A 26,766-nucleotide genomic window follows, 5' to 3' on the forward strand; every position below is an offset into this window, starting at 1 on the left:
TTTTATAAATAATGCTGGTCTGAGCAATTAAATTAGGTTAATATTAATTAGGCAACTTAATATTATTTCTTAAGCCAGTGCCTGTTCTAAATCTGCGATTAGATCATCAATGTGTTCAAGCCCCGCAGAGATGCGTACAAGGTTCTGCGGCGTTTTGGTATCCGGACCTTCTACAGACGCGCGGTGTTCAATTAAGCTCTCTACGCCACCTAAACTTGTGGCCTGAGCAAATAACCGGACTTTGTTGACCAGGGCTTTTGCTTGTTCTGCCCCTCCTTTTACAAGGATAGATAGCATTCCTCCAAAAGCACTCATTTGTTTGCTTGCAATCTTGTGATCCGGATGCGAAGAAAGACCAGGATAATAAACTGCTTCAACATTTTGATGTTTCTCCAGAAATCTGGCCAATGCCAGGCCGTTGGATGAATGACCCTGCATCCGATATGCCAGAGTTTTAAGACTTCTGAGTAGGAGGAAGCAATCAAATGGCGAGGGAACCGCACCACCTATTTGCTGAATATTTCTGATCTTTTCCCAAAATGCATCTTTTTTTGCAGTGATTAGGGCCCCGCCCAAAACATCACTGTGTCCGCCAATATATTTTGTAGTGGAATGCATCACCAGATCAGCGCCAAGCAACAGTGGATTTTGCAGGGAAGGAGATGCAAAGGTACTGTCGCAGGCAAAAATTAGCCCATGCTTTGTTGAAATCTCAGCAAGGACCGCAATATCTGTAATTTTTAGCAGGGGATTAGAAGGTGTTTCTGCCCAGATCAGCACAGTATTTGATCTTATATAAGTTTCAATTTGCGCTGTGTCTGTCAGATCGATAAAATCAAAGGTCAGAGTGTCTGCAAAAATGGACTGTAATTGTTTCTTAAAACCCCAATACATGTCATCAGGTGCAATAATGTGGCTTCCAGGCTTTAATGCCTGAAAAACGGCCATCCCAGCGGTATTTCCTGAAGAAAATGTACATGCATCCTGACCTTTTTCCAATTCAGTAAGCACTTTTTCCAGGGCATTTCTGTTAGGATTACTGACACGACTGTACATATGGCCACCAGGATAATTGCCATGTTCATCCCGAAGAAAGGTTGTAGATAAGCTGATTGGAGAAGTAACATCGCCAGTTGCGCTTTTTATGAGGTTTCCACTATGTATAGCCAGGGTTTCAGGTTTCATTGTATGCAGAATTTAGGTTGATTCATATAGATACCACAAATTTATAGGATAAAATGAGAACTGCAGTTTTTTTGGCAAGATTTATGCATTGTTTCAATCAAAATAAAGAACATGAAAAGAATATTAGTTATAGCAGCCATTTTATGCAGTTCATTAATGGTTTTGCAAAGTTGCTCAACCACTAAAAACAGTTCCGCTTCAGCTAATCTGAAAAGAGGAAACGTAACTGGTAACTGGGTATTAAATGATATAACTTTCGAAGGTATTCCATCTATTGCGGTAAGGTCTCTGTTTGATGAGCCTTCTTATAAATGCTTTATAGGAAGTACGTGGCGTTTAACAAACAGCGGTAATGGGAGTTATTCTTTGCCTGGAGGAAATGAATGTGCAGCTAAGACACAAACTATATTCTGGTCAGTAAGTACCGGTGATCAGACTTTTCAATTCAAAAAATTATATGAAGGCGATAAAGCAAAAAATGTGACTTCAGGTTACAGACTGGTACTGGCTTCGACATCAGATAATAATTTAGTAATAAAATCACCTATAGAGTATGGAAATACCACAGCTTACGTGGTCATGAATTTCTCTAAGGCAGCAAAATAATTTGGTTAGTATATTTGGTTTAGGTTGAAAAGGGGCTCTGGTTAAGCCCCTTTTTTTGTACCCGTAAATTTGTCTTACTTTTACCGTATGGAAAACGAGGATAAAAACCCTTACGTGCTTTTTACGGCTCAAATACTAAAAGACTGGAAGGATAATGACGTGAATTATGTAAAAATAGTAGAACTGGATGCAGGAATGGCAGTTAAATTTTTTGAACTTATTCCCAATTCAGAAATACCAGATGCAGCAGAAACAATTTATAGCATTCATTCAGAAGATGTTAATGAGCTTCTTGAACCGAGCAATAAGGTTAAGTTCCTTGTGCATGAAATTTATCTGGAGGAAGAAGATTAAAAATCAAAAAAGGGGTTTATGAAAATTATTCATAAACCCCTTTGGTCTAAATTTAATAGGTTTCTTAAGCCTGATTCTCTTCCACCCACTTCCGGGCATTAACAAAGGCCTCCATCCATGGAGATACTTCGTCTTTACGACCTGCAGGATAGTTTGCCCAGTGCCACTGGAATAATGAACGTTCAATATGTGGCATCATCACCAGGTGTCTTCCTGTATTGTCGCACATCATTGCCGTATTGTAATCAGATCCATTCGGGTTTGCCGGATAAGTTTGATAAGCATATTTCGCCACAATTGTATACTGATCTTCAGCATAAGGTAAATGGAATTTACCTTCACCATGTGAAACCCATACACCTAAGGTGCTGCCTGCCAGACTAGAAAGCATTACCGAGTGGTTTTCCTGTATAGTAAGCGACGTAAAAATGCTCTCATGTTTATGACTTTCGTTGTGAAGCATTTTAGGTTTGTCAGTATGATCCGGATTGATCAGGCCAAGTTCTACAAACAACTGGCAACCGTTACAGATTCCAACAGATAAAGTATCCGGGCGTTTGAAGAAATTCTCAAGAGCTATTTTCGCTTTTTCATTGTACATAAATGCACCAGCCCAGCCTTTAGCAGATCCAAGAACATCTGAATTGGAGAAACCACCTACAGCACCAATGAACTGAATATCTTCTAAAGTTTCTCTTCCTGAAATTAGGTCAGTCATGTGTACATCCTTTACATCAAAACCAGCAAGATACATTGCATTGGCTAATTCACGCTCCGAGTTACTCCCTTTTTCGCGGATCACTGCAGCTTTAGGCCTTGGTTTAGAAGCATCAATTGTTGGCTTTTTTCCATCAAACTGTAATGGAAAAGTATAGTTTAAGACGTGGTTTTTATAATTGTCAAAGCGTTCTTGTGCTTTAACCGGACCACTTTGTTTCTTATCCAGTAAATATGAAGTTTTAAACCATACGTCCCGAAGATGATCAATGTCAAGACTCAGTTTTTCACCATGGTTGGTCACCTCAAGCGTTGCCGAAGAGGTTACTGTACCTATTTTATGGAAAGCAATATTGTTCGCTGCAAGAATGGCTTCCACATCACTGTTTGCCTGGAATACTACGCCAATATTTTCTGCAAAAAGAACTTTAATGCTGTCTTTCTCTTTCAAAGGGGAAAGATCTATTGATGCACCAAGGTTACGGTCTGCAAAACAAAGTTCTAATAAAGTAGTAATTAAGCCACCACTGCCAATATCATGTCCAGCCTGGATTTTTTCTGTTTTGATGAGTTCCTGTAAAGTATCGAAAGCGATTTTAAATTGTGCAGCCTCTTTTACGTCTGGCGTTTCGTTACCTATCCGGTTCATAATCTGCGCAAAAGAAGAACCACCCAATTTGTACTCATCATTAGACAAATTAATATAATAAATATCGCCTCCATCTTTTTGAAGTACAGGTTCCACTACCTGGGTAATGTCACTGCAATTTCCAGCTGCCGAAATGATGACTGTACCCGGGGCAATCACCTCATCATTTTTATATTTTTGTTTCATTGACAGGGAATCCTTACCCGTTGGGATATTGATTCCAAGTTCAATTGCAAAGTCAGAACAAGCTTTAACAGCTGCATATAACCTGGCGTCCTCACCTTCATTTTTACAAGCCCACATCCAGTTTGCAGAAAGTGAAACACTTTTTAAGCCATCTTTTAGAGGTGCCCAGAGAATATTGGACAGCGATTCTGCAATTGCGATGCGGCTTCCTGCTGCGGGGTCGATTAAAGCAGATAGGGGAGCATGTCCAACAGAAGTTGCAATACCTTCTTTACCTTGGAAATCCAGTGCCATAACACCGCAGTTGTTCAAAGGCAATTGTAAAGGACCTGCACATTGCTGTTTGGCAACACGACCACCCACACAGCGGTCAACCTTGTTGGTTAGCCAGTCTTTGGATGCTACTGCCTCCAGTTGAAGAACCTGTTCCAGGTAAGTGTTGAAATCTGCTGCATTATAAGTTACCGGCTGGTATTTTCGATCTACAGTTTTATCTTCCATCACGACTTTTGGCGAACTGCCAAACATGTCCTTTAGTTCAAGATCCATCGGTTTGGCACCGGTGGTTGCAGATTCAAAGGTGAAACGATGATCGCCGGTAACTGTACCAACAGTATACATGGGTGAGCGCTCCCGGTCTGCAATTTTCTGCAGTGTAGAAATATGCTCCTGACCAATAACCAAACCCATACGTTCCTGAGATTCATTGCCAATGATTTCTTTAGCCGAGAGGGTAGGATCGCCAACTGGTAATTTATCCAGGTCAATTTTGCCGCCGGTTTCTTCCACCAATTCAGAAAGACAGTTCAGGTGGCCACCTGCTCCGTGGTCATGTATGGAGACAATTGTATTATGTTCACTTTCTACCATACCACGAACGGCATTGGCTGCTCTTTTCTGCATTTCAGGGTTAGAGCGTTGGATCGCATTTAGTTCTATACCAGAACCTAAAGCACCAGTATCTGCTGAGGATACAGCGGCACCCCCCATACCAATTCTATAGTTTTCACCACCAAGGATGACAATTTTATCACCTGTTTCCGGTTTGTGTTTTTGACTTTGGCTTGCTTTACCATAACCCACACCGCCTGCAAGCATAATCACTTTGTCGAATCCAAGTTTACGGTCTTCTTCTTCGTGTTCAAAAGTAAGAACAGATCCTGTAATCAATGGCTGGCCAAATTTATTTCCAAAATCAGAAGCCCCGTTGGAAGCCTTGATCAGAATATCCATTGGTGTCTGATACAGCCATTGTCTCTCTTCTACGCCTTTTTCCCACGGACGGTTTTCTTCCAGTCTGGAAAGCGCAGTCATATATACTGCTGTACCTGCCAGTGGAAGAGAGCCCTGTCCACCAGCCAGCCTGTCTCTGATTTCACCACCAGATCCTGTTGCTGCACCGTTAAATGGCTCAACAGTGGTTGGGAAATTGTGAGTTTCGGCTTTGATAGAGATGACCGATTCAAAATCACTTATTTTATAATAATCAGGTTCATCTGCACGTTTCGGTGCAAATTGCTGAACTTTTGGCCCTTTAATAAAGGCTACATTATCTTTGTAGGCTGAAACAATATCGTTTGGATTTTCTTCAGATGTCTTGCGAATCAATTTAAAAAGTGACGACGGCTGCTCTACTCCATCAATCACAAATTTACCGTTAAAAATTTTATGGCGGCAATGCTCTGAATTGACCTGCGAAAAACCAAAAACTTCAGAATCTGTCAAGGCCCTGCCAAGTCTTTGTGATAATTCGTTCAAATAATTTACTTCTTCGTCACTTAAAGATAGTCCTTCTTGTTTGTTGTAAGCGGCAATGTCCTTGATTTCCAAAATTGGTTCAGGCTGAACATTGATGCTGAATAAATACTGATTAAGCTCACTGAACTTTTGCGAAAGCATTGGGTCAAAATCAATAAAATTGCTTTCTACCCGTTGAAATTCCTCAATTCTAACAATATCCTTAATATCCATATTCTGGGTAATCTCTACGGCATTGGTACTCCAGGGGGTCACCATCGCTGCACGCGGTCCAACAAAATAATCTGTCAGGACGTTTTCTTTGCAGATTTGTGCGCCGCCAAAGAGCCATTGTAATTTCGTAATATCATCAGGGGAAAGGTTTCGTTCTATTTGTAAAGCGAAAACCGTTTTGGATTGGCTTGAGAAGAAATAAATCATGCTTTTTTTTTGAAGATGCAAATTTAGGTTAAAAAAACAGGATAAGCCATTTTTTGCGACTTGTTTTTAAATATCTTCTTTGGAAGAGCTGGTTTTTAGAAAAGAACTCATGTTCCGGCTAAAATCCTGATGTTGGTTTAACCATTTTTCAACTGCAGTTCTTTCTTCATTGGTACCTTCTAAAGCTGCCATTAATGAGCCAAGTTGTTCTTCATCGAGCAGGAAGTTTCTAAAGAAGGAAGCTACCGCAGGGTTTGAGGCTACAAATTTTTTGTTGCTTATGGTTTGTATCGTTTCTGTACTTCCAAAAGCAGCTTTCGGATCTTTCAGAAATTTCAGCTTAAAATTGCTGAACATATAATGTGGCGACCAGCCTGTTACTACGACAGCCTGCTTTTTGTCTATGCTTTTCTTTAATATGGCGAGCATTGCTGCCTCACTTGAGGATTGAAGTTCCAGTTTTAAATTGTAATTTTTCACCGCAAGTTCAGCTTTGTTCATAATTCCAGCTCCAGCATCAATCCCGATGATTTTATGACCAAATAAAGAAGCGTTAGTGTTCAGTTCATCTATGTTATTAATGTTCACATAATCGGGAACTACGAAGCCAATTTGAGCAAGATTAAAATTGGTTCCTAAAACTTCAAGATCTGAACCGTATTTTTCCATATAGTCTTTGTGTGTTACAGGCATCCAGGTATCTAAAAAAACATCAGCATCTCCACGGGCCACTGCCGCAAAAACAGGCGCAACATCTGCATTTTTCAATTCTACAGTGTAGCCTTCTCTTTCCAGCAGTACTTTAGACAGTTGAGTCATAGCATTGCCTTCTGCCCAATTGACATAAGCAATGGTCACTTTCTTTTTTGTACTGGGATTGTTGCAGGAAAAGAGGATTCCCGCCACAATGACCAATAATAATCTATTGATGAATTTATATATCATATCTTTTTAATTTAAATATTTTTCATTTTTATGAATGGAGCGCCTTCTTTCGGTTTGTTCCAAAAGATTGGGTGATGCGGTCCAGAATAATGGCCAGAATAACCACAGAAATGCCACCTTCAAAGCCGAGCCCTATTTTTAGTTGGGTAATGCCTTTAAGTACGGTTTCTCCCAGCCCACCCGCTGCAATCATTGCAGAGATGACTACCATAGAGAGCGCCATCATAATGGTTTGATTTACTCCAGTCAATATTGTAGGTAGGGCGAGAGGCAATTCTACTTTGAACAACAATTGTTTGGGGGTTGCTCCAAAGGAACGGGTCGCTTCAACAACGTCTTCAGGTACCTGACTAATGCCTAGTGTTGTTAAACGAACGGCTGGAGGCATAGCAAATATAATGGTTGCAAAAGCACCAGGTACTTTTCCCAGTCCGAAAAATAATACAGCGGGAATCAGATAAACAAATGCAGGCATAGTTTGCATAAAGTCAAGAACTGGCCGGATAATCTTCTTCGCCAATGGCTTTTTTGCTGCCCAAATGCCCAGAGGGATGCCCATTAATAAAGCCATAAAGGCCGAGGACAGAATCAGAGCCAATGTAGCCATTGTTTGCTCCCAGTAGCCCATTGCCCAGATCAGCGTCAAGCCGGCTAGCGTTAGAATTGTTATACCCAGGCCAGTCCTTTTCCAGGCCAGAAATGCAATGAGCATTATAACCACGAAAAACGGAGGGAACATCAGTATCCATTCTACAGAATTTACTACAGACTCTACCACTACCTTGATCATATCAAATAAGGGCGCAAAATGCTTGGTTAGCCAGTTTATAAAATCTTCTATATAATTTCCTATATGTATCATATGATTTCGTTTTGAAGGTGATCGATGGCGTTTCCGGTTATATTCTCCCAGGAGGTTCCGGTTGTTTCAATGAGCAGTGAGGTTTGTGCAACAATGCCTAGTAATTTGTTGTTATTCTTATTTACCACGGGTACTGCACGGCCATTCTCTGCAATAAAGGGAAGCATTTGTTCAACTGTTGTTTCGGGGTAGGCCACAGGGATATCTCTCCGAATGGCTTTTGCAATTACATGGTGGCCTTGGGATTTGATTTCCAACAGGTCTCTTAGATAAACAAACCCAAGAAATTCTTTGTCAATTGAAACTGCAGGCAATGTTGTGAGGCCGGAAACACGCATTTTTCTCAAACTTCCCTCAACGCCGTCTTTGCCTGCTATGGCCACTGTTGGTTTCTCAAACATCAAACTGGCCGCGGTGATGATCGATTTTCGATCTACCTTTTCTACAAAAGAAGATACATAATCAGTTGCCGGATTGGTTAAAATCTCTTCGGGTGTGCCAATCTGTATAATTTCTCCATCTTTCATTATGGCAATACGGTCGCCAAGTCGTATGGCTTCATCCAGATCATGCGTAATAAAAACGATGGTTTTATGCATGGTTTTCTGCAGGTCGATCAGTTCTTCCTGCATTTGTGTACGGATCAGAGGATCCAAAGCAGAAAAAGCTTCATCCATTAATAATATCTCCGGCTCATTGGCCAGCGCACGGGCTAAGCCTACCCGCTGTTGCATACCTCCTGATAGCGCATCTGTAGGTTGGTTTTCGTAGCCATTAAGTCCTACAAGCTCAATTACAGTTTTGGCTTTCTCTTCCCGTTCTGTTTCTGGTACTTGCTGAAGTTCCAGGCCAAAGGCTACATTTTCGAGAACCGAACGATGGGGCAGGAGGCCGAATTTCTGAAATACCATAGCCATTTCTTTGCGCCGAACTTCCTGAAGCTCTTTGTCTGTTAGACTGGTGATGTTCAGGCGGTCAAGGATTACTTTCCCTGATGTAGGTTCTATAAGTCTGTTCAGACAGCGGAGTAAACTGGATTTACCACTTCCTGATAAGCCCATTATGACAAAGAATTCGCCTTTTTCGATTTGAAAACTAGCTTCTTTAACCGCAATAGTGCATCCGGTCTGTTCAAGGATTTCTGCCTTGGATTTTCCCTCTTTTAAAAGTGAAAGTGCCTCTTCCTTTTCTTTTCCGAAAATTAGTGTGAGGTCTTCTATTTTAAGTTTGGACATATTTAAAAAATTTACATATGATGGCTTAATGGCCACATATCTTAAATGCTTTAAAAAACATTAGTATTGAAAAATAAGGGTGAAATACCCAATGATATTTAAGCAGCTGTTACTTTACGAATAGACGCACGAAGGGCGTATTTAACGAGGCTGTTTAAATTAAAAACATTGCAAAGGTAAGAAAAAAATAACGAATAGTCAAATTGTTATCTCAAAAGGATGGATTTATGAAGAGCGTTTTAGTTGAAAATTGTTGTGTTTTACTCCAAGGCTGCTCACCTCTTTTACACTTCACTGACACCTTAAAACTGTTAAATAAACACCATTTTCTCAATTTTATGTTACTTTTGCCTCTATCAGATCAGAGATCAAAATATGGATACCACTGCAAAACTAACTTTACTTTTGAACGATCCGGATTTGGCGCAGCCCTTAAAGGCTATCGCACAGAAAGTTCAGAACAAAGAAAGAATCACTTTTGACGAAGGCGTTTATTTATACGAACATGCCGAACTGGGTTATCTTGGTGTACTTGCCAACCAAATCAGAGAGGAAAAACACGGGGACAAAACTTTTTTTAACCGCAATTTTCATATAGAACCCACTAACGTTTGTGTGTACGACTGTAAATTCTGTTCCTATTCCCGCTTAATTAAACAGCGAGAAGAAGGTTGGGAAATGAGCGTAGACGGAATGATAGACATTCTGAAAAAGTATGATAACGAGCCCGTAACAGAAGTACACGTTACCGGAGGTGTAGTACCAAAACAGAACCTTGAATTTTATGCCAATTTTTTCAAAAGAACAAAGGCACATCGTCCCGATCTCCATATCAAAGCCCTGACACCCGTAGAATACTATTATATATTCAAAAAGGCTAAATTAAGTCATTATGATGGGATGAAATACCTCAAAGAAGCTGGCTTGGATTCCATGCCAGGCGGAGGTGCAGAAATCTTTCATCCTGAAGTCAGAGAAAAAATCGCGCATGATAAATGCAACGCCGAACAATGGCTGGACATTCATGAGCAGGCCCATAAATTGGGTATGCGCAGCAATGCAACTATGTTATACGGACATATTGAGGAATTCTGGCACCGTGTAGACCACATGGAACGTCTTCGTGTGTTGCAGGACAAAACCGGAGGTTTTCAAGCCTTCATTCCATTGAAATTCAGGAATCAGAACAACCAGATGGATCATGTTCCTGAAGTTTCTGTGATTGAAGATCTGAGAAATTATGCCATTGCAAGAATCTACATGGATAACTTTGATCATATTAAAGCTTATTGGGCAATGATCAGCCGTCAAACTGCACAGTTGTCGCTTAATTTCGGTGTTGATGACATTGATGGCACGCTCGACGATACGACCAAGATTTACTCTATGGCCGGAGCAGAAGAACAGACTCCAGGAATGAGTACACAAGAACTGGTTAACCTGATTAAACAGGTAGGCAGACAACCTATAGAAAGAGATACTTTATATAATGTCGTAACCGATTATACAGATTTTGTATTTGAGGACGAAGTCAAACCTCAATATTATAAATTGCCAGTAATTAATTAATGGATAAAGAGTTATATATTATAAGGCACGGAGAAACAGAGTTAAATAAACATGGGATTGTACAAGGGCGCGGCATCAATAGCGACCTGAATGATACAGGCAGAGCCCAGGCTGAAGCCTTTTATCAAATGTATAAAAACATTCCATTTGATAAGATTTATACTTCAAGCTTAAAGAGGACCCATCAAACCGTTCATAAATTCATCGCGTCTGGACTGCCCTGGGAGCAGCTGAGCGGATTGGATGAATTGGCTTGGGGAGAATGGGAAGGAAAGCCCAGCTCAGAGCATGCACTTGCCGTATTTCGGGACATTGTAGAAAAATGGCAGAACGGAGATTACGACGCCAAATTTGAAGGTGGAGAAAGCCCGGCCGAAGTTGCAGTAAGGTTAACAGAAGCCGTTGATCATATCAAAGGCCAGGCCAAAGAAAAACTGGTGCTGGTTTGTATGCATGGCAGGGCAATGCGTTTGCTATTGTGTTTGCTTACAGGTAAGCCGATGTCAGATATGGGAGAATTTCCACATCAAAATACCACACTCTATAAGGTTGCCCTTACAGGGAATACTTTTGAGATTACAGACTTTAACAATACAGATCATTTAAAGGAATTAAATAACCTTGGACAAGATTAAAATATCAGCAGTAGCTTATACCAATACTAAACCGTTCATTTACGGAATCGAACATTCAGACGTTAAAAACAAGATAGACCTTAGTTTAGATATTCCTTCAGACTGTGCCGCTAAATTAATAGATGGACAGGTAGATATTGGCCTGATACCAATAGCTGCTTTCCCCCATGTACCCAATGCGAACATTGTAGCAGATTATTGTATAGGCTCTATAGGAGCTGTGAATTCAGTTTTTATTTTTAGTGATGTTCCAGCCAAAGAAATCAAAAGCTTAAAGTTGGACAGCCACTCCAGAACATCCAATAACCTGGCAAAAGTACTCTTGAAATTCTACTGGAAACTGGATGTTGAGTTCACTACAGATCCAACTGTAAAAACAGATGCCATTGTTTTAATTGGCGACCGGACCTTTGGTAAAAAGGGCGATTACGCCTATGCTTATGATATGGGAGAGGAATGGATGAATTTTACCGGACTGCCATTTATGTACGCCGCCTGGGTAGCCAACAAGGAAATTTCAAAGGAATTTATACAAGAATTCAATGTTGCTCTGAAATCCGGACTTGACCATAGAAAGGAACTGCTCAAAGAACTTCCTGAAAATCCAGCCTTTGATCTGGACGACTATCTGATGCATAAGCTTGATTTTGAGCTGACCATACAAAAGAGAGAAGCGATGACCTTATTTCTTTCCTACATCAAGGAACTGGGATAAAAGCGATATATTCACATTATTTAAATTTTCAACAAAACGTAAAGGCTAAATTTCAAGATAGTATATTTACGATTTTGTAAATAGAATCATTTTGGCCAAAGATAAGACTAAAGAAACACCATTAATGCAGCAGTATAATGCGATTAAAGCAAAGTACCCAGGCGCGTTATTATTGTTTAGAGTAGGAGATTTTTACGAGACATTTGGAGAAGATGCAGTAAAGACTGCACAGATATTAGGGATCGTACTCACCAGGAGAGGTAACGGGCCTGGAGGCCATATAGAGCTTGCTGGTTTTCCACATCATTCCCTGGAAAACTATTTATCCAAGCTGGTTAGAGCCGGACAGCGTGTAGCTATATGTGACCAGCTGGAAGATCCGAAGACAACCAAAACCATTGTAAAACGTGGAGTTACAGAACTGGTTACACCAGGAGTGGCTTACAACGACAATATTTTAAGTCAGAAATCCAACAATTATCTAGCTGCCATCTATTTTGATAAAAACCAGATAGGCGTATCGCTGCTGGACATTTCTACAGGAGAATTCCTGGTGGCACAAGGCAATGCAGAATATATTGATAAAGTGATGCAGGGCTTTAAACCCACTGAAGTTGTTTTTCAAAAAAACAGAAGACTGGACTTTCTGGAGTTATTTGGCGATAAATTCTACACCTACACACTGGACGACTGGGCTTTTACAACCGATTATGCAAATGAAACCTTAACCAAGCATTTTGAAGTGGCTTCACTGAAAGGCTTTGGTGTAGATAAATTGCAAACTGGTATCGTAGCAGCAGGGGTTATCCTCCATTATCTGAATGAAACAGAACACCGCAACCTCAAACATATCACCTCCATTTCCAGGCTGGAAGAAGATCGCTTTATGTGGCTGGACCGTTTCACTGTCAGAAATCTGGAACTGGTTAGCTCTGCCAATGACAATGCAGTAACCTTATTTGATGTGCTGGATGAGACCAGTACGCCGATGGGGGCACGATTGCTCCACAAGTGGATCATAATGCCACTGAAGGAATTGAAACCTATACAGGAGCGTTTAGGGATGGTAGAGTATCTGGTTGGAAATGAAGAGCTTTCTGCAGAGTTGCTTTCGCACATTAAACAAATAGGAGACCTGGAAAGATTAATTTCTAAAGTGGGCCTGCTGAAGGTAGGACCGCGTGAACTTTGTCAATTGAAACGGGCTTTACACCATATAGAAGAAGTTAAGAAATTGACAGAAGCATCTGGAAATCCATTTCTAGGACTTATTGCTGAACAATTGAATCCATGCCTGTCCATCCGGGAAAAACTGGAAAGAGAACTTTTTCCAGACCCACCCGCATTGCTGGTTAAAGGAAATGTAATTGCCGACGGTATAGATGATGAGTTGGACAGGTTGAGAAAGATCTCTTATGGAGGTAAAGATTACCTGATTGAAATACAGAAAAGAGAGGCCGCAGCAACGGGCATTCCTTCACTCAAAATAGCCTTTAACAATGTATTCGGCTATTATCTGGAAGTTACGCATACGCACAAGGATAAAGTGCCTTCGGAGTGGCTGCGCAAACAAACCTTAGTTAACGCAGAGCGTTATATTACTCCTGAACTGAAAGAATATGAAGAACAGATCCTGGGGGCAGAAGAAAAAATTCAGGAAATAGAAGTACGCTTGTACAATGAACTGATGTTTCAGGTCAGTACTTATATTAAACCTATCCAGCTTAATGCTTATATGATTGCACAGTTGGATGTGATGCTGTGTTTCGCACAACTGGCTGTGAAGAACCATTATGTTAAGCCGGTGCTGAACACCAAGAAAGTTCTGGATATCAAGGGAGGTCGTCATCCTGTCATAGAAAAACGTCTTGCAGTAGGAGAGGAATATATTACTAACGATGTTTTACTCGATAACAACACACAGCAGATCATCATTATAACCGGTCCCAATATGTCGGGTAAATCTGCTATTCTGAGACAAACCGGATTAATTGTTCTGATGGCCCAAATGGGCTGCTTTGTTCCCGCCAAAGCTGCCACTATCGGATTGGTAGATAAAATCTTCACGCGTGTTGGTGCTTCAGACAATTTATCGTCGGGCGAAAGTACCTTTATGGTGGAAATGAATGAGACCGCCAGCATTCTGAACAATATTTCAGACAACAGCCTCATTCTCCTGGACGAAATAGGGCGGGGAACAAGTACTTACGATGGAATCTCTATTGCCTGGGCAATTGCAGAGTTTCTGCATACGCATCCAAGTGCCAAACCAAAAACCTTATTTGCTACACACTATCATGAACTGAATGAACTGGCCAATACTATGGCCCGCATCAAAAATTTTAATGTGTCTGTAAAGGAAATAGGAAACAAGGTCATATTTTTAAGGAAACTGGTGCCGGGTGGAAGTGAACATAGTTTTGGTATTCATGTAGCTAAAATGGCAGGAATGCCCCCTAAATTGATTGCCAGAGCTAATGAAATCCTGAAAAAACTTGAAATTGACCGCACTGAAGGCCAAAGTATAAAAGACAGTATTAAAAAAGTACAAAACCAGGCTTACCAGTTGCATATGTTTGCTGTAGATGATCCTATCCTTGTAAAAATAAGGGATATGCTCAATAACCTGGATGTGAATGTGTTAACCCCCGTTGAAGCCTTACTTAAACTGGATGAGATTCAACGCCTAATTAAGCAGTAAATGAAAAGGAATTTAGGATTGCTCGTCATTTTAATGGTGTTTCTAACAGCTTGTGGCTCCAGAAGACATACCGTAACGAATAGCAATGCCGCAAACGCTGCCGCTGCTGCAAATGCGATGTCCAATCTTAAAAATAGATCTCTTTACCGGTTCATTACTGATTGGACAGGGGTGCGGTATCGTTTAGGAGGACTTGACAAGAATGGGATAGATTGTTCCGGTTTCGCTTTCCTGCTGGAAAAGGAAATTTATGGCATACAACTTCCACGGAGATCCAGGGACCAGGCACAGACAGTCAAAAATAAAAACCTTGGCCAGTTGAAAGAAGGGGACCTCATTTTCTTTTCTTTTGGCGGAAACGAAGTAGACCATGTTGGTGTCTATCTCAATGATGATTATTTTGTACACGCCTCTACTACCAGAGGTGTTGTTGTAGACAACATTTCCCTGCCAGCTTATCAGAAAGCATTTGTTAAGGCTGGGCCAGTAAAATAACTTAAAGTATAATAAAGGAATGTCAGACCCGAAACACGACTATTCATTCTGGACAAAATACAAAAGGTTCGCCACTACAGAGATCATCATGTATTTGATTATGATCATTGGTATAGGCCTTGGAATTATTATTCTTAGTTGAGCCTGAATATAGCTTTTGACTGGTCATAACGCCGTACCCTGCTGATAAAATCAACCAGATCCTTATATCGTTCAGGAGGATAATTACCTTCTTTCAATAAGAAATACCGGATGTAGGTAAGAAGCTTTCCAGTTAAAGTTGTTTTAACAACAAAAGAACCAAAATCATTCTTGATTTGGATATTCTCCATTTCTGACTCTATTTTGAAGTTTTCAGGCAGTGTGTACTGTATGGTGTCCAACTCTGTAAACCCCCTGTTAATCACTACAGGTCTGATACGATTGGTGACTTCGTTGATGTTTTTTACTTTATTAAAAGCATTTAAAACCAAATAAGCACGGCTTTGAGTTTGAGGAACATAACTTTTGATACTCAGGTCCAGACACTCCGTCGTGGCAGGTTTGCTCGTCTTTATCTGATTGAATGTTATCTTTTCAAACTCAATATTGTCCAGATCATATTTCGATTTCAATGATTTGACCCGTTCTTCTGGCGAATCGCTGATCAAACCTTCACAATTATCATACTCAGCTCCTTCAAACCGGGTTAGCATATTGCCTTTTATATTGCCCTCATTGTCTATGTTCAGCGAGGCCATCCGAATGGTTTTATTCTCGGTCGCAGGCAAAACAGGAGTATGAAGCAACTTTCCACCCCTTTCAGTACATGCCAAGACAGTTCTGTCATCGGTAAAGTCCCCTAAAAAGCCAAAAGGCACGGTCTGACTTGTACATTCCAGCCAGGTGGTGTCCCTTTCAAAGGGAACACAAAGGATGATATGATTGGCCTGGTTCATGCTGGCAAAGTCCGGATCCAGGCCTCTTTTTTGATTCCCGGCATAAACAATACAATATTCAGAATAGATATCAGCTGCCTTTAAAAGGCTTTGCATATAGTTTACAAGACCTTTACAATCTCCATAGCCCATACGGTCTACTTCTGTAGCTGAAATAGGTTGAAACCCGCCAATACCAATCTGAACACTCACATAACGGGTCTTTTCCTGCATGTAGGCGTATATCTTTTTAGCCTTTTCCTTAGGATCATTTACTCCGTCTACCAATGACTTCACCATCTGTACCGTTTCAGGCGTCAGATTCTGCCGTTTCGAAAGAAGATCGGTATAGATCCATTTGCCCAAATCATTCCAGTTATTGTAATTTCCGGAAAAAGCATAATAGCTAAATTTTTCTGGCGCGATTTTAACCCTTGTCAGGTAATTTTCAGGCGAAGGCGCATAAGGCTCTGTCTGGAAAGAAGGAATATTGGTCATCTCCCAGCTGTAACTCAGTAATTTTTCTTCCTTTGTTTCTTTCGTTTCTCCCGGATAGTTGTATGTCTTTATATGTAATTTGTCGCCAGGCAAACATAGGAATCTGTAGCTGTTCTTTTCTACTGAAACATCCGGAGAAGGTGAAGCATACCAGTCTGGAATAATCAGGTTTTGTTTGTTTTTTAATTCGTATTCATAAACTATCGTATAAGGATATTCGGTAACCGCAGGCTTAAAATGCTTTACACGGTCGTCTTCAAAGAGAGAAAAATCGCTGATTGCACTTTCATCTGTAAAATTGCTTTGGTTGAATTTACTAATCGGTTTACCCTGAGTGTCATAGATTATGCCTTTTATACTTTTTATACTGTTGTTTTTATTATAAAACAGGACCAGTTCCGCACGCGAGTCACCATTCTTATTCAGTACAGTAACCGCTTGCCTCACCTTAATGGATACATTGTCTGGCGCCCTCATATCCACAACTGTTTCCATATCGCGAATCACCGCATTTGATCGGTTTTTCAGTGCCGAAGGAATATCATCAGCCTTATAGGTGTTTTGTGCAGCAGCGGGAATGACAATGGGAATCAATAAAAGAAAAAGAAACCTCCGAAACATATTATTTAGCTTTTTTTAAGATAAGATCTGTTTTTTGCTGTTGTATGATTCTGCTAAAGAATTCTTTCAAAGACAAATATTCTTCAGGCGTATAGATGGCCTTATTGAGCTGGAAGACCTGGCTAAAATTAATCGTATCATTCATAAATGAAATCTGACTGAGGTATTTTCCTCCTCCATCTGGAAGAGCGATATTCATGTCTTTTGGCTGGTCATTCAATGTATAGCCTGATGGCAGCCTGAGTAATATATTTACGCGCTTTTCATTTGCTGCCGCCAAATCCACCGGATAATTCCTTTCACTTAAATTGAAAGGGTTTTTTGTCGTATGGTCTATAAAGAAAGGGTTAAAATAAAACTGCTGTGCATTCATACGATCAAAAACCTTCATCTCAATATCATAGTCTTCAATTAAAGGAAGATCAAGACTATCCAGGTTGGAGATCTTATGTTTAAGAATGCTGATCTCAGGCATTTGTTCATCCAGTTTCTCTACATACTGATCTATAGAAGAAGCCTTCAGAATTTTATTTCTTTTATTCAGTGCACTGTATCCGTTGGAATAGGTGATGAGTTTACCTTTAATCTTTCCGTCCTCAGCGAGTGCTCCGTCAAACGTGTATCTGGAGATGTCCTTTTGGCTCGCCTTTAAATCATACCAGTAAGATTCCTTTTTAAGGTTAACTACCCGGCCCCTGTCATTAATACAACGCATTGGAAGCAGGCCAAAAGGGAGTAGGGGATCTGAAGCATCCAAAAGATAACTTTGACCAGCTATATTGACCTTAGCGACCACATAGTCGAAATCACTGATGACTGGATATAAGTTATTGACGATTCCATTTTCCCGGGTGGAAAGCATTACCGCCTCCGCATCTAGATTAGCAGCAGAAAGTGCAGCTACCAAAGCCAGGTTAATGTCACCTATATTGCCACTATGCGTGTCAAGTGCTTTTTTGATAGAGTTTTCACTATACTTCCCTCTGTAACCGTTCCATACTATGGATTTCTTTATATAAGCATAAATAGCTTTTGCCTTATTTAGGTCGTCATTAGAATTCTTAAGCACAACAGGAAGAAGATCTTTAAAAACATCCTTTCTTTTCATCTGGCCACCAAAAGACTTATCGCCGGTCAATTCGTAATCTACATCCTTCCAGGTCTTTGTGATGTTGTTTTTGTAACCGTTGAGGTGCTGGACATCAGAAAGTTCAAAATAAATGGCCGATTTGAAATTAGAAGCAGCGGTCATATAGCTTTCTTCTATAAAAGGAGGGATATCCTTCATAATATAGGTCATCTTAGAACAATCAATGTTCTGTCCCTGGATCCTTAGACAGTCCTTACTAATGTCTCCCTTTTGAGAGCTTAACTTAAGATAGCCCCTGATCGAAGCATTAAAATTATAAATGGCAGGAATAAAGCCAATAAACTCACTGTATAGTTTTGGTATGGCAGATTGATACTCCCAGGTCACGAAATTAAAAATGTTTCGTCGGTTGATTCTGTAAGTAAATTCAATAATACTGCCTTCTTTGATATTGGGAAGGGTAAATTTTTTGATTTTCAGATATTTGCTCCTATTGTCTGTAAATACCTGCTTTTTGTCCAGATCTGTTCTTACAAATTGGCCGTTGATAAAATTAAAGGTGGCGGCAGTCAGGTCTGTCATCTCATCTTCTTTATCATTATTATAGACCCAGAGGGGGATCTCTATGTTCGACTGATTAAATCCTAGCTTATTCAATATTTTAATCTTGACATGGTATTTATAGTCCACATAGCTGTGGCCATCATTGTCATCTATTTGAATTGAAGCTGTGCCAAATTCTCTAATTACAACTGCATTGGCATTGCTGTCTATGGCCGTTTTTTTCAGGTTGAGGTCATCTCCGTTGGGTTTACCGAAATCAAAATCCTGGGCAAAAGCGGCAGGGAGACCAAATACTGTATAGATTAGAAGGACTAAGAAAGGTGTTTTCATTGCTGAGCGTGGAATAAAGCTGCAATTTATAATTTTCTTGAAGATCCACGCTAAATAAAGTAGAAATTACTGAATGATTTTTACGACTTTTGGGAACTACTAAAACTGATCATCAAATGATCATATCTTTAAAATTGCAGTATTAATACCCATGAAATTAAATTTAAAACGCCCACTTGCTTTTTTTGACCTGGAAACTACAGGTGTAAATGTTGGATCAGACCGTATAGTGGAAATAGCTATATTGAAAGCAATGCCGGATGGTACCGAGGAGATCAAAACGTTAAGAGTCAATCCAGAGATGCCCATTCCACTTCAGTCTTCCCTTATTCATGGTATATACGATGAACATATTGCCCAGGAACGCACTTTTAAAGAAGTAGCACAGGAGCTGGCGGATTTTATTGGAGATGCAGACCTTGCCGGTTATAATTCCAATCGTTTTGATATTCCGGTGTTGCTGGAGGAGTTTCTAAAGGCCGGAATAGATTTTGATATGACAGACAGAAAGTTTGTAGATGTTCAGAACATCTTTCATCAGATGGAACAGCGTACTCTGCGTGCCGCCTACAAATTCTATTGCGACAAAGATATTGTCAATGCACATTCAGCAGAAGCAGATATTACTGCAACATATCATGTACTTCTTGCTCAAATAGAGCGTTACAAAGACGCGGATTTTGAAGACAAACAAGGGAACATCAGTAAGCCCGTCCAAAATGATGTCGAAGCGCTGCATACTTTCACTAATATGAATAAACCTGTAGATTTTGCCGGAAGAATGGTTTTCAATGAAGAAGGACAGGAAACGTTTAACTTCGGAAAACACAAAGGCAAAACCGTAGAACAGGTGTTTGATATTGAACCAAGTTATTATGCCTGGATGAAACAAGGAGACTTTCCTTTATATACCAAGAAAAAACTTGAGGAAATCTGGGTAAGATGGAATAAAAAGAAAGAACAGAATAAGGCGCCAAAGCCATCCGTTGCTCCAAAAACACCAGTAGCTCCAAGGCCTAATTTTATCAATAGCAATCCTCAGCCAGCAGCCAAAAAAGATAAGCCGGCAGCAGAGGTGACCAACGATATGCTGGAACAATTAAAAATGAAGTTCGGAAAATAAGGAGTTATGAATAAACTTTCTTTTTCTGCATTTCTGTTCGTTCTGGCCTCTTTTAGCGCATTTGCTCAGCAAGGACTTCCTTTAAGACCGGAAATTCAGGCGGCTTATACCAAAGGCACCCGTTCGTCAACAGGTAAACCAGGCCCCCTGTATTGGCAAAATACGGCAGGGTATGATCTTAAAGTCAATTTTGATCCGCAGAGCCGTTTGATCAAAGGAACAGAAGAGATTACTTATGTAAATAACAGTCCTGATACCTTAAAGCAGATCTGGTTTAAGCTCTATCCCAATTTGTATAAAAAAGGAGTTGAACGCAAAACAAAGTTTAACGAGTCTGATTTAGGCGAGGGAGTACAGATAGGAGCGTTGAAGATTGGAAACCAGGTAATCGATAAAAAAGCCATGGTAGAACAGGGAACCAATATGTACACAGCTATTGCAGCACTCGAACCAGGCAAAAGCATCAAGGTCAACATAAGCTATAGTTATGTGTTGAACAAAGGATCGCATATGCGTACCGGTCAGGTAGATGAAGGTTCCTATTTCGTGGCTTATTTCTTTCCAAGAATTGCAGTATATGATGACATTGACGGCTGGAATAAATATCCTTATACAGGCGAAGAAGAATTTTATAATGATTTTTGCAATTTTAAAGCAGAGGTGACCGTTCCAAAGGATTTTGTAGTTTGGGCTACAGGTGATCTGATCAATTCTGCAAATGTTCTCCAACCTGAGATTGCCGAAAGGCTGAAAAAGGCTGAGCAATCAGACAGTGTGGTAGATGTGATTACCAAAGAAAACCTGGATGCAAAAAATGTAACCAAAGATAAGGCGCTGAATACCTGGAAATTTGAGGCTAAAAATGTAACAGATTTTGTATTTGCGACCAGTGATCATTATTTATGGAAATCTTCCAGTTTGGTGGTTGATCCCAAAACCTCGAGGAGGACCAGGGTAGACGCAGCTTTCAATCCTTCACACAAGGATTATTATGAGGTCATTGATTTTGCACGTAAGACCGTGCATGCCATGTGCTATGATTTTCCTAAATGGCCGTTTCCATATTCGCACGAAACGATATTTGATGGATTGGATCAAATGGAGTATCCTATGATGGTGAACGATAACCCCTTGGAAAACAGGGAAAATTCAATCACGCTAACGGTTCATGAAATCTTTCATACGATGTTTCCATTTTATATGGGTATTAACGAAACCAAGTATGGATGGATGGACGAAGGCTGGGCAACCATAGGAGAGTGGCTGATCTCGCCAAGCATAGAGCCCACTATGGTAGATGAGTACGGCATAGCACAAACTGGTGCCACTTCAGGATCCAAAGATGACTCGCCAGTAATGACGCTTACACCAGATCTCAAAGGATCCGGAAGTTTTACAAATTCTTATCCTAAACCAGGTCTTGGTTATTTATTTGTAAAAGACTATCTGGGTGACGAACTGTTTACCAAAGCGCTACACCACTATATCTCAGAATGGAATGGTAAACATCCAATGCCCTATGATTTTTTCTATAGTATGAACGAGGGCTCAGGTAAAAATCTGGATTGGTTCTGGAACCGATGGTTCTTTAGTGAAGGCGTAACAGACATGGCGATCAAAGATGTTGAGCTGACCAATATGGGTTATCTGATCAAAATTGAAAATAAAAGTGCCAAACCGCTTCCGGTAGATCTGAACCTGGAATATGAAGATGGTTCTCAAGAAAAAGTTCATAAAACCATCGGTATTTGGGAAAAGGGGGATACCATAGTAGAAATTGATATTCCTACTTCAAAAGTTTTGAAGAAGGTAGTAATGGGGAGCGCACATGTTCCTGATAGAGATGGAAGTGACAATACCTTTCATGTAAAAGTAAAATAATAAAAAAAACCTCTTAAGAGGTTTTTTTTATGAAATCAATATTCCTCGTAAGCCCCTTGAATTTGGTTCTTTTCACTGCAGAATTTTTAAATATAGTTTTAAAGACGTCTTCAGTGATGTCCATCCAGTCTTCCTTTTTCATTTGCAGCAGGTTTTCCTTGGGTTGGAACTGAGGTTCGGAATGAGGAACCGCAAACCGGTTCCAAGGGCATACATCCTGGCAAACATCACAACCAAACATCCAGTTGTCCATTTTGTTGCTGAAGCTCGCGGGAATTTCATCTTTCAGTTCAATGGTCAGATAAGAAATACACTTTTTTGCGTCGATAATGTAGGGCGACAGAATGGCCTCTGTTGGGCAAGCGTCGATGCATTTTGTACATGTACCACAATGATCTGCTGAAAAAGGCATATCCTGCTCCAGTTCCAGATCTATGATCAGTTCTGCAAGAAAAAAGAACGAACCGCTCTTTTTACTGATGATATTACTATTTTTACCCACCCAGCCAATGCCTGATTTTTTAGCCCAGGCACGATCAAGCACAGGAGCAGAATCTACAAAAGCTCTTCCACTCACTTCTCCAATCTGCTCCCGGATAAATTCCAGCAACTGAAAAAGTTTTTCTTTGATCACCTCGTGGTAATCGTTTCCAAATGCATATTTAGAGATCTTGGGAGCTTCCGGGTCCGTCTGACCTTGTTCCGGGAAATAATTCAAGGTAAGAGAAATGACCGATTTGGCATCTTCCACCAATAGTCTTGGATCCAGACGCTTGTCAAAATGGTTCTCCATATAGGCCATTTTTCCATGGTGATTTTGGTTGAGCCATTTTTCCAGCCTCGGTGCTTCTTCTTCCAGAAATCCAGCCCTGGAAATACCACATTGCATAAAGCCCAGGCGCAAAGCCTCTTCTTTAATCAATCTGCTGTACCGGGAAGAATTATTCAACATCACAAAGCAAAGATAAGGTTTAGCCAGAAACCTTTTAGAACTTGGTTTGTTCTATATAAGAATCATTAAAAAATAAAGTTATGGAACCCAACGAAACAAAATTGAGTGAGGGCCAAAACCTTCCTCATAAACCTGTAGAAACCAATTATGCAAAACATCAGGAAGACCCGGGGCCTTCGCCCCAGGCCGTCAATGAATATGATAAAAATGGCGCTGGCCCTATTTTGAAATGGATCATCCCAATACTGGTCATCGCCTTATTGATCTACTGGTTAATATTCAGGTAAAACACTATTTTAACAACTTCACCTGATAAAGATCGTTGCGGCGGTCTTTTAATATCTTCACTGTACCGAAGTGGTGCAGTTCATCTAGAAGATGTAAATCTACGTCTACAACAAGCATCATTTCGGTATTAGGAGTTGTTTCCGCTTTTACGGCATTGGTTGGAAAAGCAAAATCAGACGGGGTAAATACTGCCGATTGAGCAAATTGAATATCCATATTGTTCACCTTGGGCAAATTACCTACACAACCTGCAATGGCCACATAACATTCATTTTCTATGGCCCTGGCTTGTGCGCATCTGCGTACCCGGGTGTAACCATTCTGTGTATCTGTTAAGAAAGGCACAAACAGGATTTGCATACCCTGGTCGGCATAGATCCGGCTTAATTCCGGGAACTCTACATCATAACAAATCAGGATCCCGATCTTACCACAGTCTGTATCAAATACCTTGATCTTATCTCCACCCACCATTCCATAATATTTGAGTTCATTGGGTGTAATGTGTATTTTCCTGTATTCTTCTGTTTTACCACTTCTATGACATAAATAAGTAGCATTATAAAGCTTATTGTTTTCCAGAATCGGCATACTTCCGGAAATCACATTGACATTATACGAAACTGCATATTCCTGGATCTTGGCTACAATTTCTTCCGTCAATTCCGCCAATTTGCGCATAGCCTCCATCTCTGGTAAATGGTTATAAGGCTGTAGAAGGGGAGTATTGAACAATTCAGGAAACATAATAAAGTCGGATTTATAACCGCTCACCGCATCCACAAAGAACTCAACCTGTTCATAAAAGCTTTCCATGGTAGGAAACAAACGCATTTGCCATTGTACCAAACCGATACGAATCGTTTTGGCAGAGCGTGCAGAAGCGTCAACCCCCTGGTAATAAATATTATTCCATTCAATTAAAGTCGCAAACTCCTTAGATTCGTGGTCGCCGGGAAGGTAGTTTTTCAATACTTTCCTAACGTGAAAATCATTGGAAAGCTGGAAGGTAAGGGTCGGATCGTAAAGTTCCTTTGATTTCACCTTATCAATATATTGTCTGGGGCTCAGTTTATCAGCGTGCTCGTGATAGCCCGGTATGCGGCCTCCCGCGATGATGCTTTTCAGGTTCAGGCTTTCGCAAAGTTCTTTCCTTGCTTCATACAGTCTCCTTCCTAAGCGCAGACCACGGTATTCCGGAGAAACGAAAATCTCTATACCATATAGTGTATCCCCATTAGGATCATGTGTAGAGAAAGTATAAGAACCAGTGATCATTTCATAGGTATGTTTATCACCGTATTCGTCATAATCTACTATAATGGAAAGAGAACAAGCGACTACCTTATCATCTACCGCAATACACAATTGTCCTTCAGGAAACAATTTCAGCAGTTTAGCTATCGTCTGTTTGCCCCAGATCTGGCCGCCGAGGGTATCGTAGGCCTGTAACATGGATTCTTTAAGGTCGTCATAGTCCTCTAAAGTAAGTTTTCTGAGTTGTATATTCATATATGTTTGTAACTAAAATAGCCTTCCTGTTTGGGCCTGATATTGTCTTTTTAAATGAATATAGGCAGCTTCAGTCACTTCTCTTCCTCTTGAGGTGCGCATAAGATAACCTTCCTGGATCAGAAACGGCTCATATACCTCTTCAATCGTGCCTTCGTCTTCGCCAACTGCTGTCGCAATGGTTTTTAAACCAACAGGACCACCTTTAAATTTATCAATAATGGTCAGCAGGATCTTGTTATCCATTTCATCCAGCCCGTGTTCATCCACATTCAGAGCGGTCAATGCAAAACGAGCAATTTCTGTGTCAATTTCACCATTTCCTTTGATCTGAGCAAAATCCCTGGTACGGCGCAGTAAAGCATTGGCAATACGCGGTGTACCTCTGCTCCGGCGTGCAATTTCATAGGCACCTTCATCAGTAATCGGTGTTTTTAAGATTTCTGAAGAACGCTGAACAATGGTGGTGAGCAATTTGGCATCGTAATAAGCCAAACGGGCATTAATGCCAAACCTGGCTCTTAAAGGTGCTGTAAGCAAACCAGAGCGGGTGGTGGCGCCAACCAGTGTAAAAGGGTTCAGTCCGATCTGTACTGACCGGGCATTGGGCCCACTCTCCAGCATAATATCAATCTTAAAATCCTCCATGGCAGAATAGAGATATTCTTCAACCAGAGGACTTAAACGGTGGATTTCATCAATAAAAAGAATGTCACCGGTTTCCAGGTTAGTCAATAAGCCTGCAAGATCCCCGGGTTTATCCAATACCGGTCCGGAAGTAACTTTGATCCCGGTATTCATTTCATTGGCAATAATATGCGACAATGTGGTTTTTCCAAGGCCTGGAGGACCGTGTAAAAGGACATGGTCCAAAGATTCACCCCGTAGTTTTGCTGCTTTTACAAAGATCTTCAGGTTTTCCATGATCTTGTCCTGGCCTGTAAAATCATCAAAAGCCTGCGGTCGCAATACTTTTTCTATATCACGTTCAATGGGCGTCAGATTTTCAGAAGAGGCATCAAGATTTTCATTCATGTTGTAAAGTTAATAAAATAATAGAGCGGATTAACTGCAGAACTTGGCTGCAACTTTAGCTTCCTTTATGCCATTGGAATAATCATAGAAACCTTCTCCGGATTTTACCCCTTTTTTTCCAGCCATGACCATATTAACAAGTAGAGGACAAGGGGCATATTTAGGATTTCCAAAACCATCATGCAATACCTTTAAAATGGCCAGACAAACATCCAGACCAATAAAGTCGGCCAGCTGGAGCGGACCCATTGGGTGAGCCATGCCGAGCTTCATCACGGTATCAATTTCTTCTACGCCGGCCACGCCTTCAAATAAAGTTTCAATGGCCTCATTGATCATCGGCATCAGGATCCTGTTGGCAACAAAGCCCGGATAGTCATTTACCTCAACAGGAACCTTCTCCAGTTTTGCAGAAAGTTCCATTACCTGAGCTGTGGTTTCGTCACTGGTCGCATATCCGCGAATCACCTCTACGAGTTTCATCACCGGTACAGGATTCATAAAATGCATGCCGATCACTTTGTCACCCCGGTTGGTCACCGATGCGATCTGCGTAATAGAGATAGAAGAAGTATTACTAGCTAAAATAGCATCTGGTTTAGCAAAGGCAGCTAAATCTTTAAATATTTTTAGTTTCAACTCCAGGTTTTCCGTCGCTGCCTCTACAATCAGATCAGCCTCACTGACACCTGTCTTCACGTCCGTAGAACGGGTAATGTTATGGATGGTTGCTTGTTTTTGCGCATCAGTCAGCGTGCCTTTCACTACCTGCCTGTCCAGATTTTTGTTGATGGTAGCCAGTGCTCTGTCCAGAGCCTCGTTATTGATATCAATCAAAGTGACTGCATACCCGAATTGAGCAAAAGTATGGGCAATACCATTACCCATGGTACCGGAGCCAATTACTGCAATGTTCTTCATAG

General features: G+C 40.7%; 21 protein-coding genes. 10 read left to right on the top strand and 11 right to left on the bottom strand.

Annotated features, from left to right (window positions below; genetic code table 11):
• Positions 1 to 69: 69 nt before the first annotated feature.
• Positions 70 to 1,185 (bottom strand): PLP-dependent aspartate aminotransferase family protein, encoded by a 1,116-nt coding sequence (locus tag DBR11_RS14970; protein ID WP_108553467.1) that lies wholly within the window; start codon positions 1,183 to 1,185, stop codon positions 70 to 72.
• Positions 1,186 to 1,296: 111 nt separating this feature from the next.
• On the opposite strand from DBR11_RS14970, the gene DBR11_RS14975 reads away from it, so the two are divergent.
• A complete protein-coding gene (locus tag DBR11_RS14975; RefSeq protein WP_108553468.1) occupies positions 1,297 to 1,791 on the top strand; it encodes a lipocalin family protein in 495 nt (164 codons plus the stop codon).
• Between the two features lie 87 nt (positions 1,792 to 1,878).
• Entirely contained in the window at positions 1,879 to 2,145 is a 267-nt protein-coding gene (locus tag DBR11_RS14980; RefSeq protein ID WP_108553469.1) for a hypothetical protein, read from the top strand.
• A 64-nt stretch (positions 2,146 to 2,209) separates the two neighbouring features.
• On the opposite strand, the gene purL is transcribed toward DBR11_RS14980, so the two are convergent.
• The 4 genes from purL to DBR11_RS15000 all read right to left on the bottom strand — a co-directional run bounded on the left by purL (position 2,210) and on the right by DBR11_RS15000 (position 8,917).
• The gene (gene purL, locus DBR11_RS14985) at positions 2,210 to 5,875 is read right to left on the bottom strand and encodes a phosphoribosylformylglycinamidine synthase (protein ID WP_108553470.1); all 3,666 of its coding nucleotides are present in this window, start codon (positions 5,873 to 5,875) and stop codon (positions 2,210 to 2,212) included.
• A 66-nt stretch (positions 5,876 to 5,941) separates the two neighbouring features.
• On the bottom strand, positions 5,942 to 6,820 hold the full coding sequence (locus DBR11_RS14990) for a glycine betaine ABC transporter substrate-binding protein (protein WP_108553471.1): 879 nt from the start codon (positions 6,818 to 6,820) through the stop codon (positions 5,942 to 5,944).
• 28 nt (positions 6,821 to 6,848) lie between these two features.
• Positions 6,849 to 7,682, bottom strand: a complete 834-nt coding sequence (locus DBR11_RS14995; RefSeq protein WP_108553472.1) for a proline/glycine betaine ABC transporter permease — start codon at positions 7,680 to 7,682, stop codon at positions 6,849 to 6,851.
• Positions 7,679 to 8,917: a glycine betaine/L-proline ABC transporter ATP-binding protein gene (locus DBR11_RS15000; RefSeq protein WP_108553473.1), complete on the bottom strand. Its 1,239-nt coding sequence runs from the start codon at positions 8,915 to 8,917 to the stop codon at positions 7,679 to 7,681. The genes DBR11_RS14995 and DBR11_RS15000 overlap by 4 nt, the downstream gene beginning before the upstream one ends.
• Before the next feature lie 375 nt (positions 8,918 to 9,292).
• Here DBR11_RS15000 and mqnE point away from each other — a divergent pair, with 375 nt between their 5' ends.
• The 5 genes from mqnE to DBR11_RS15025 all read left to right on the top strand — a co-directional run bounded on the left by mqnE (position 9,293) and on the right by DBR11_RS15025 (position 15,032).
• A complete protein-coding gene (gene mqnE / locus DBR11_RS15005) occupies positions 9,293 to 10,486 on the top strand; it encodes an aminofutalosine synthase MqnE (protein WP_108553474.1) in 1,194 nt (397 codons plus the stop codon).
• Complete coding sequence (locus tag DBR11_RS15010) at positions 10,486 to 11,121, top strand: histidine phosphatase family protein (RefSeq protein WP_108553475.1); 636 nt, start codon at positions 10,486 to 10,488, stop codon at positions 11,119 to 11,121. Before mqnE ends, DBR11_RS15010 begins: the two co-directional genes overlap by 1 nt.
• Complete coding sequence (locus DBR11_RS15015; protein WP_108553476.1) at positions 11,108 to 11,836, top strand: menaquinone biosynthetic enzyme MqnA/MqnD family protein; 729 nt, start codon at positions 11,108 to 11,110, stop codon at positions 11,834 to 11,836. The genes DBR11_RS15010 and DBR11_RS15015 overlap by 14 nt, the downstream gene beginning before the upstream one ends.
• Before the next feature lie 91 nt (positions 11,837 to 11,927).
• On the top strand, positions 11,928 to 14,537 hold the full coding sequence (gene mutS / locus DBR11_RS15020; protein ID WP_108553477.1) for a DNA mismatch repair protein MutS: 2,610 nt from the start codon (positions 11,928 to 11,930) through the stop codon (positions 14,535 to 14,537).
• Positions 14,538 to 15,032, top strand: a complete 495-nt coding sequence (locus tag DBR11_RS15025; protein WP_108553478.1) for a C40 family peptidase — start codon at positions 14,538 to 14,540, stop codon at positions 15,030 to 15,032.
• 134 nt (positions 15,033 to 15,166) lie between these two features.
• Here DBR11_RS15025 and DBR11_RS15030 read toward each other — a convergent pair whose 3' ends face one another.
• Both DBR11_RS15030 and DBR11_RS15035 read right to left on the bottom strand, forming a co-directional pair.
• The gene (locus DBR11_RS15030) at positions 15,167 to 17,068 is read right to left on the bottom strand and encodes a DUF3857 domain-containing transglutaminase family protein (RefSeq protein ID WP_108553479.1); all 1,902 of its coding nucleotides are present in this window, start codon (positions 17,066 to 17,068) and stop codon (positions 15,167 to 15,169) included.
• Position 17,069: 1 nt separating this feature from the next.
• Positions 17,070 to 19,052: a DUF3857 domain-containing protein gene (locus DBR11_RS15035; RefSeq protein WP_108553480.1), complete on the bottom strand. Its 1,983-nt coding sequence runs from the start codon at positions 19,050 to 19,052 to the stop codon at positions 17,070 to 17,072.
• Between the two features lie 151 nt (positions 19,053 to 19,203).
• Between DBR11_RS15035 and DBR11_RS15040 the strand changes: the two genes are divergently transcribed.
• On the top strand, positions 19,204 to 20,175 hold the full coding sequence (locus DBR11_RS15040; protein WP_108553481.1) for a 3'-5' exonuclease: 972 nt from the start codon (positions 19,204 to 19,206) through the stop codon (positions 20,173 to 20,175).
• Between the two features lie 6 nt (positions 20,176 to 20,181).
• A complete protein-coding gene (locus DBR11_RS15045; protein ID WP_108553482.1) occupies positions 20,182 to 22,056 on the top strand; it encodes a M1 family metallopeptidase in 1,875 nt (624 codons plus the stop codon).
• A 13-nt stretch (positions 22,057 to 22,069) separates the two neighbouring features.
• On the opposite strand, the gene queG is transcribed toward DBR11_RS15045, so the two are convergent.
• Positions 22,070 to 23,008, bottom strand: coding sequence for a tRNA epoxyqueuosine(34) reductase QueG (gene queG / locus DBR11_RS15050; protein ID WP_108553483.1), 939 nt, complete (start codon positions 23,006 to 23,008; stop codon positions 22,070 to 22,072).
• A gap of 80 nt (positions 23,009 to 23,088) precedes the next feature.
• Here queG and DBR11_RS15055 point away from each other — a divergent pair, with 80 nt between their 5' ends.
• Entirely contained in the window at positions 23,089 to 23,295 is a 207-nt protein-coding gene (locus DBR11_RS15055; protein WP_108553484.1) for a hypothetical protein, read from the top strand.
• Positions 23,296 to 23,299: 4 nt separating this feature from the next.
• Here the strand turns inward: DBR11_RS15055 and DBR11_RS15060 are convergent, their stop codons facing one another.
• The 3 genes from DBR11_RS15060 to DBR11_RS15070 are packed head-to-tail and all read right to left on the bottom strand — an operon-like array spanning position 23,300 to position 26,764.
• Positions 23,300 to 24,808, bottom strand: coding sequence for a carbon-nitrogen hydrolase family protein (locus DBR11_RS15060; RefSeq protein WP_108553485.1), 1,509 nt, complete (start codon positions 24,806 to 24,808; stop codon positions 23,300 to 23,302).
• Between the two features lie 12 nt (positions 24,809 to 24,820).
• Positions 24,821 to 25,843, bottom strand: coding sequence for a Holliday junction branch migration DNA helicase RuvB (gene ruvB / locus DBR11_RS15065; protein WP_108553486.1), 1,023 nt, complete (start codon positions 25,841 to 25,843; stop codon positions 24,821 to 24,823).
• A gap of 30 nt (positions 25,844 to 25,873) precedes the next feature.
• Complete coding sequence (locus DBR11_RS15070) at positions 25,874 to 26,764, bottom strand: 3-hydroxybutyryl-CoA dehydrogenase (RefSeq protein ID WP_108553487.1); 891 nt, start codon at positions 26,762 to 26,764, stop codon at positions 25,874 to 25,876.
• Between the last annotated feature and the right edge of the window lie 2 nt (positions 26,765 to 26,766).

The sequence above is a fragment of the Pedobacter sp. HMWF019 genome (genome assembly GCF_003061025.1).
Classification (GTDB): domain Bacteria; phylum Bacteroidota; class Bacteroidia; order Sphingobacteriales; family Sphingobacteriaceae; genus Pedobacter.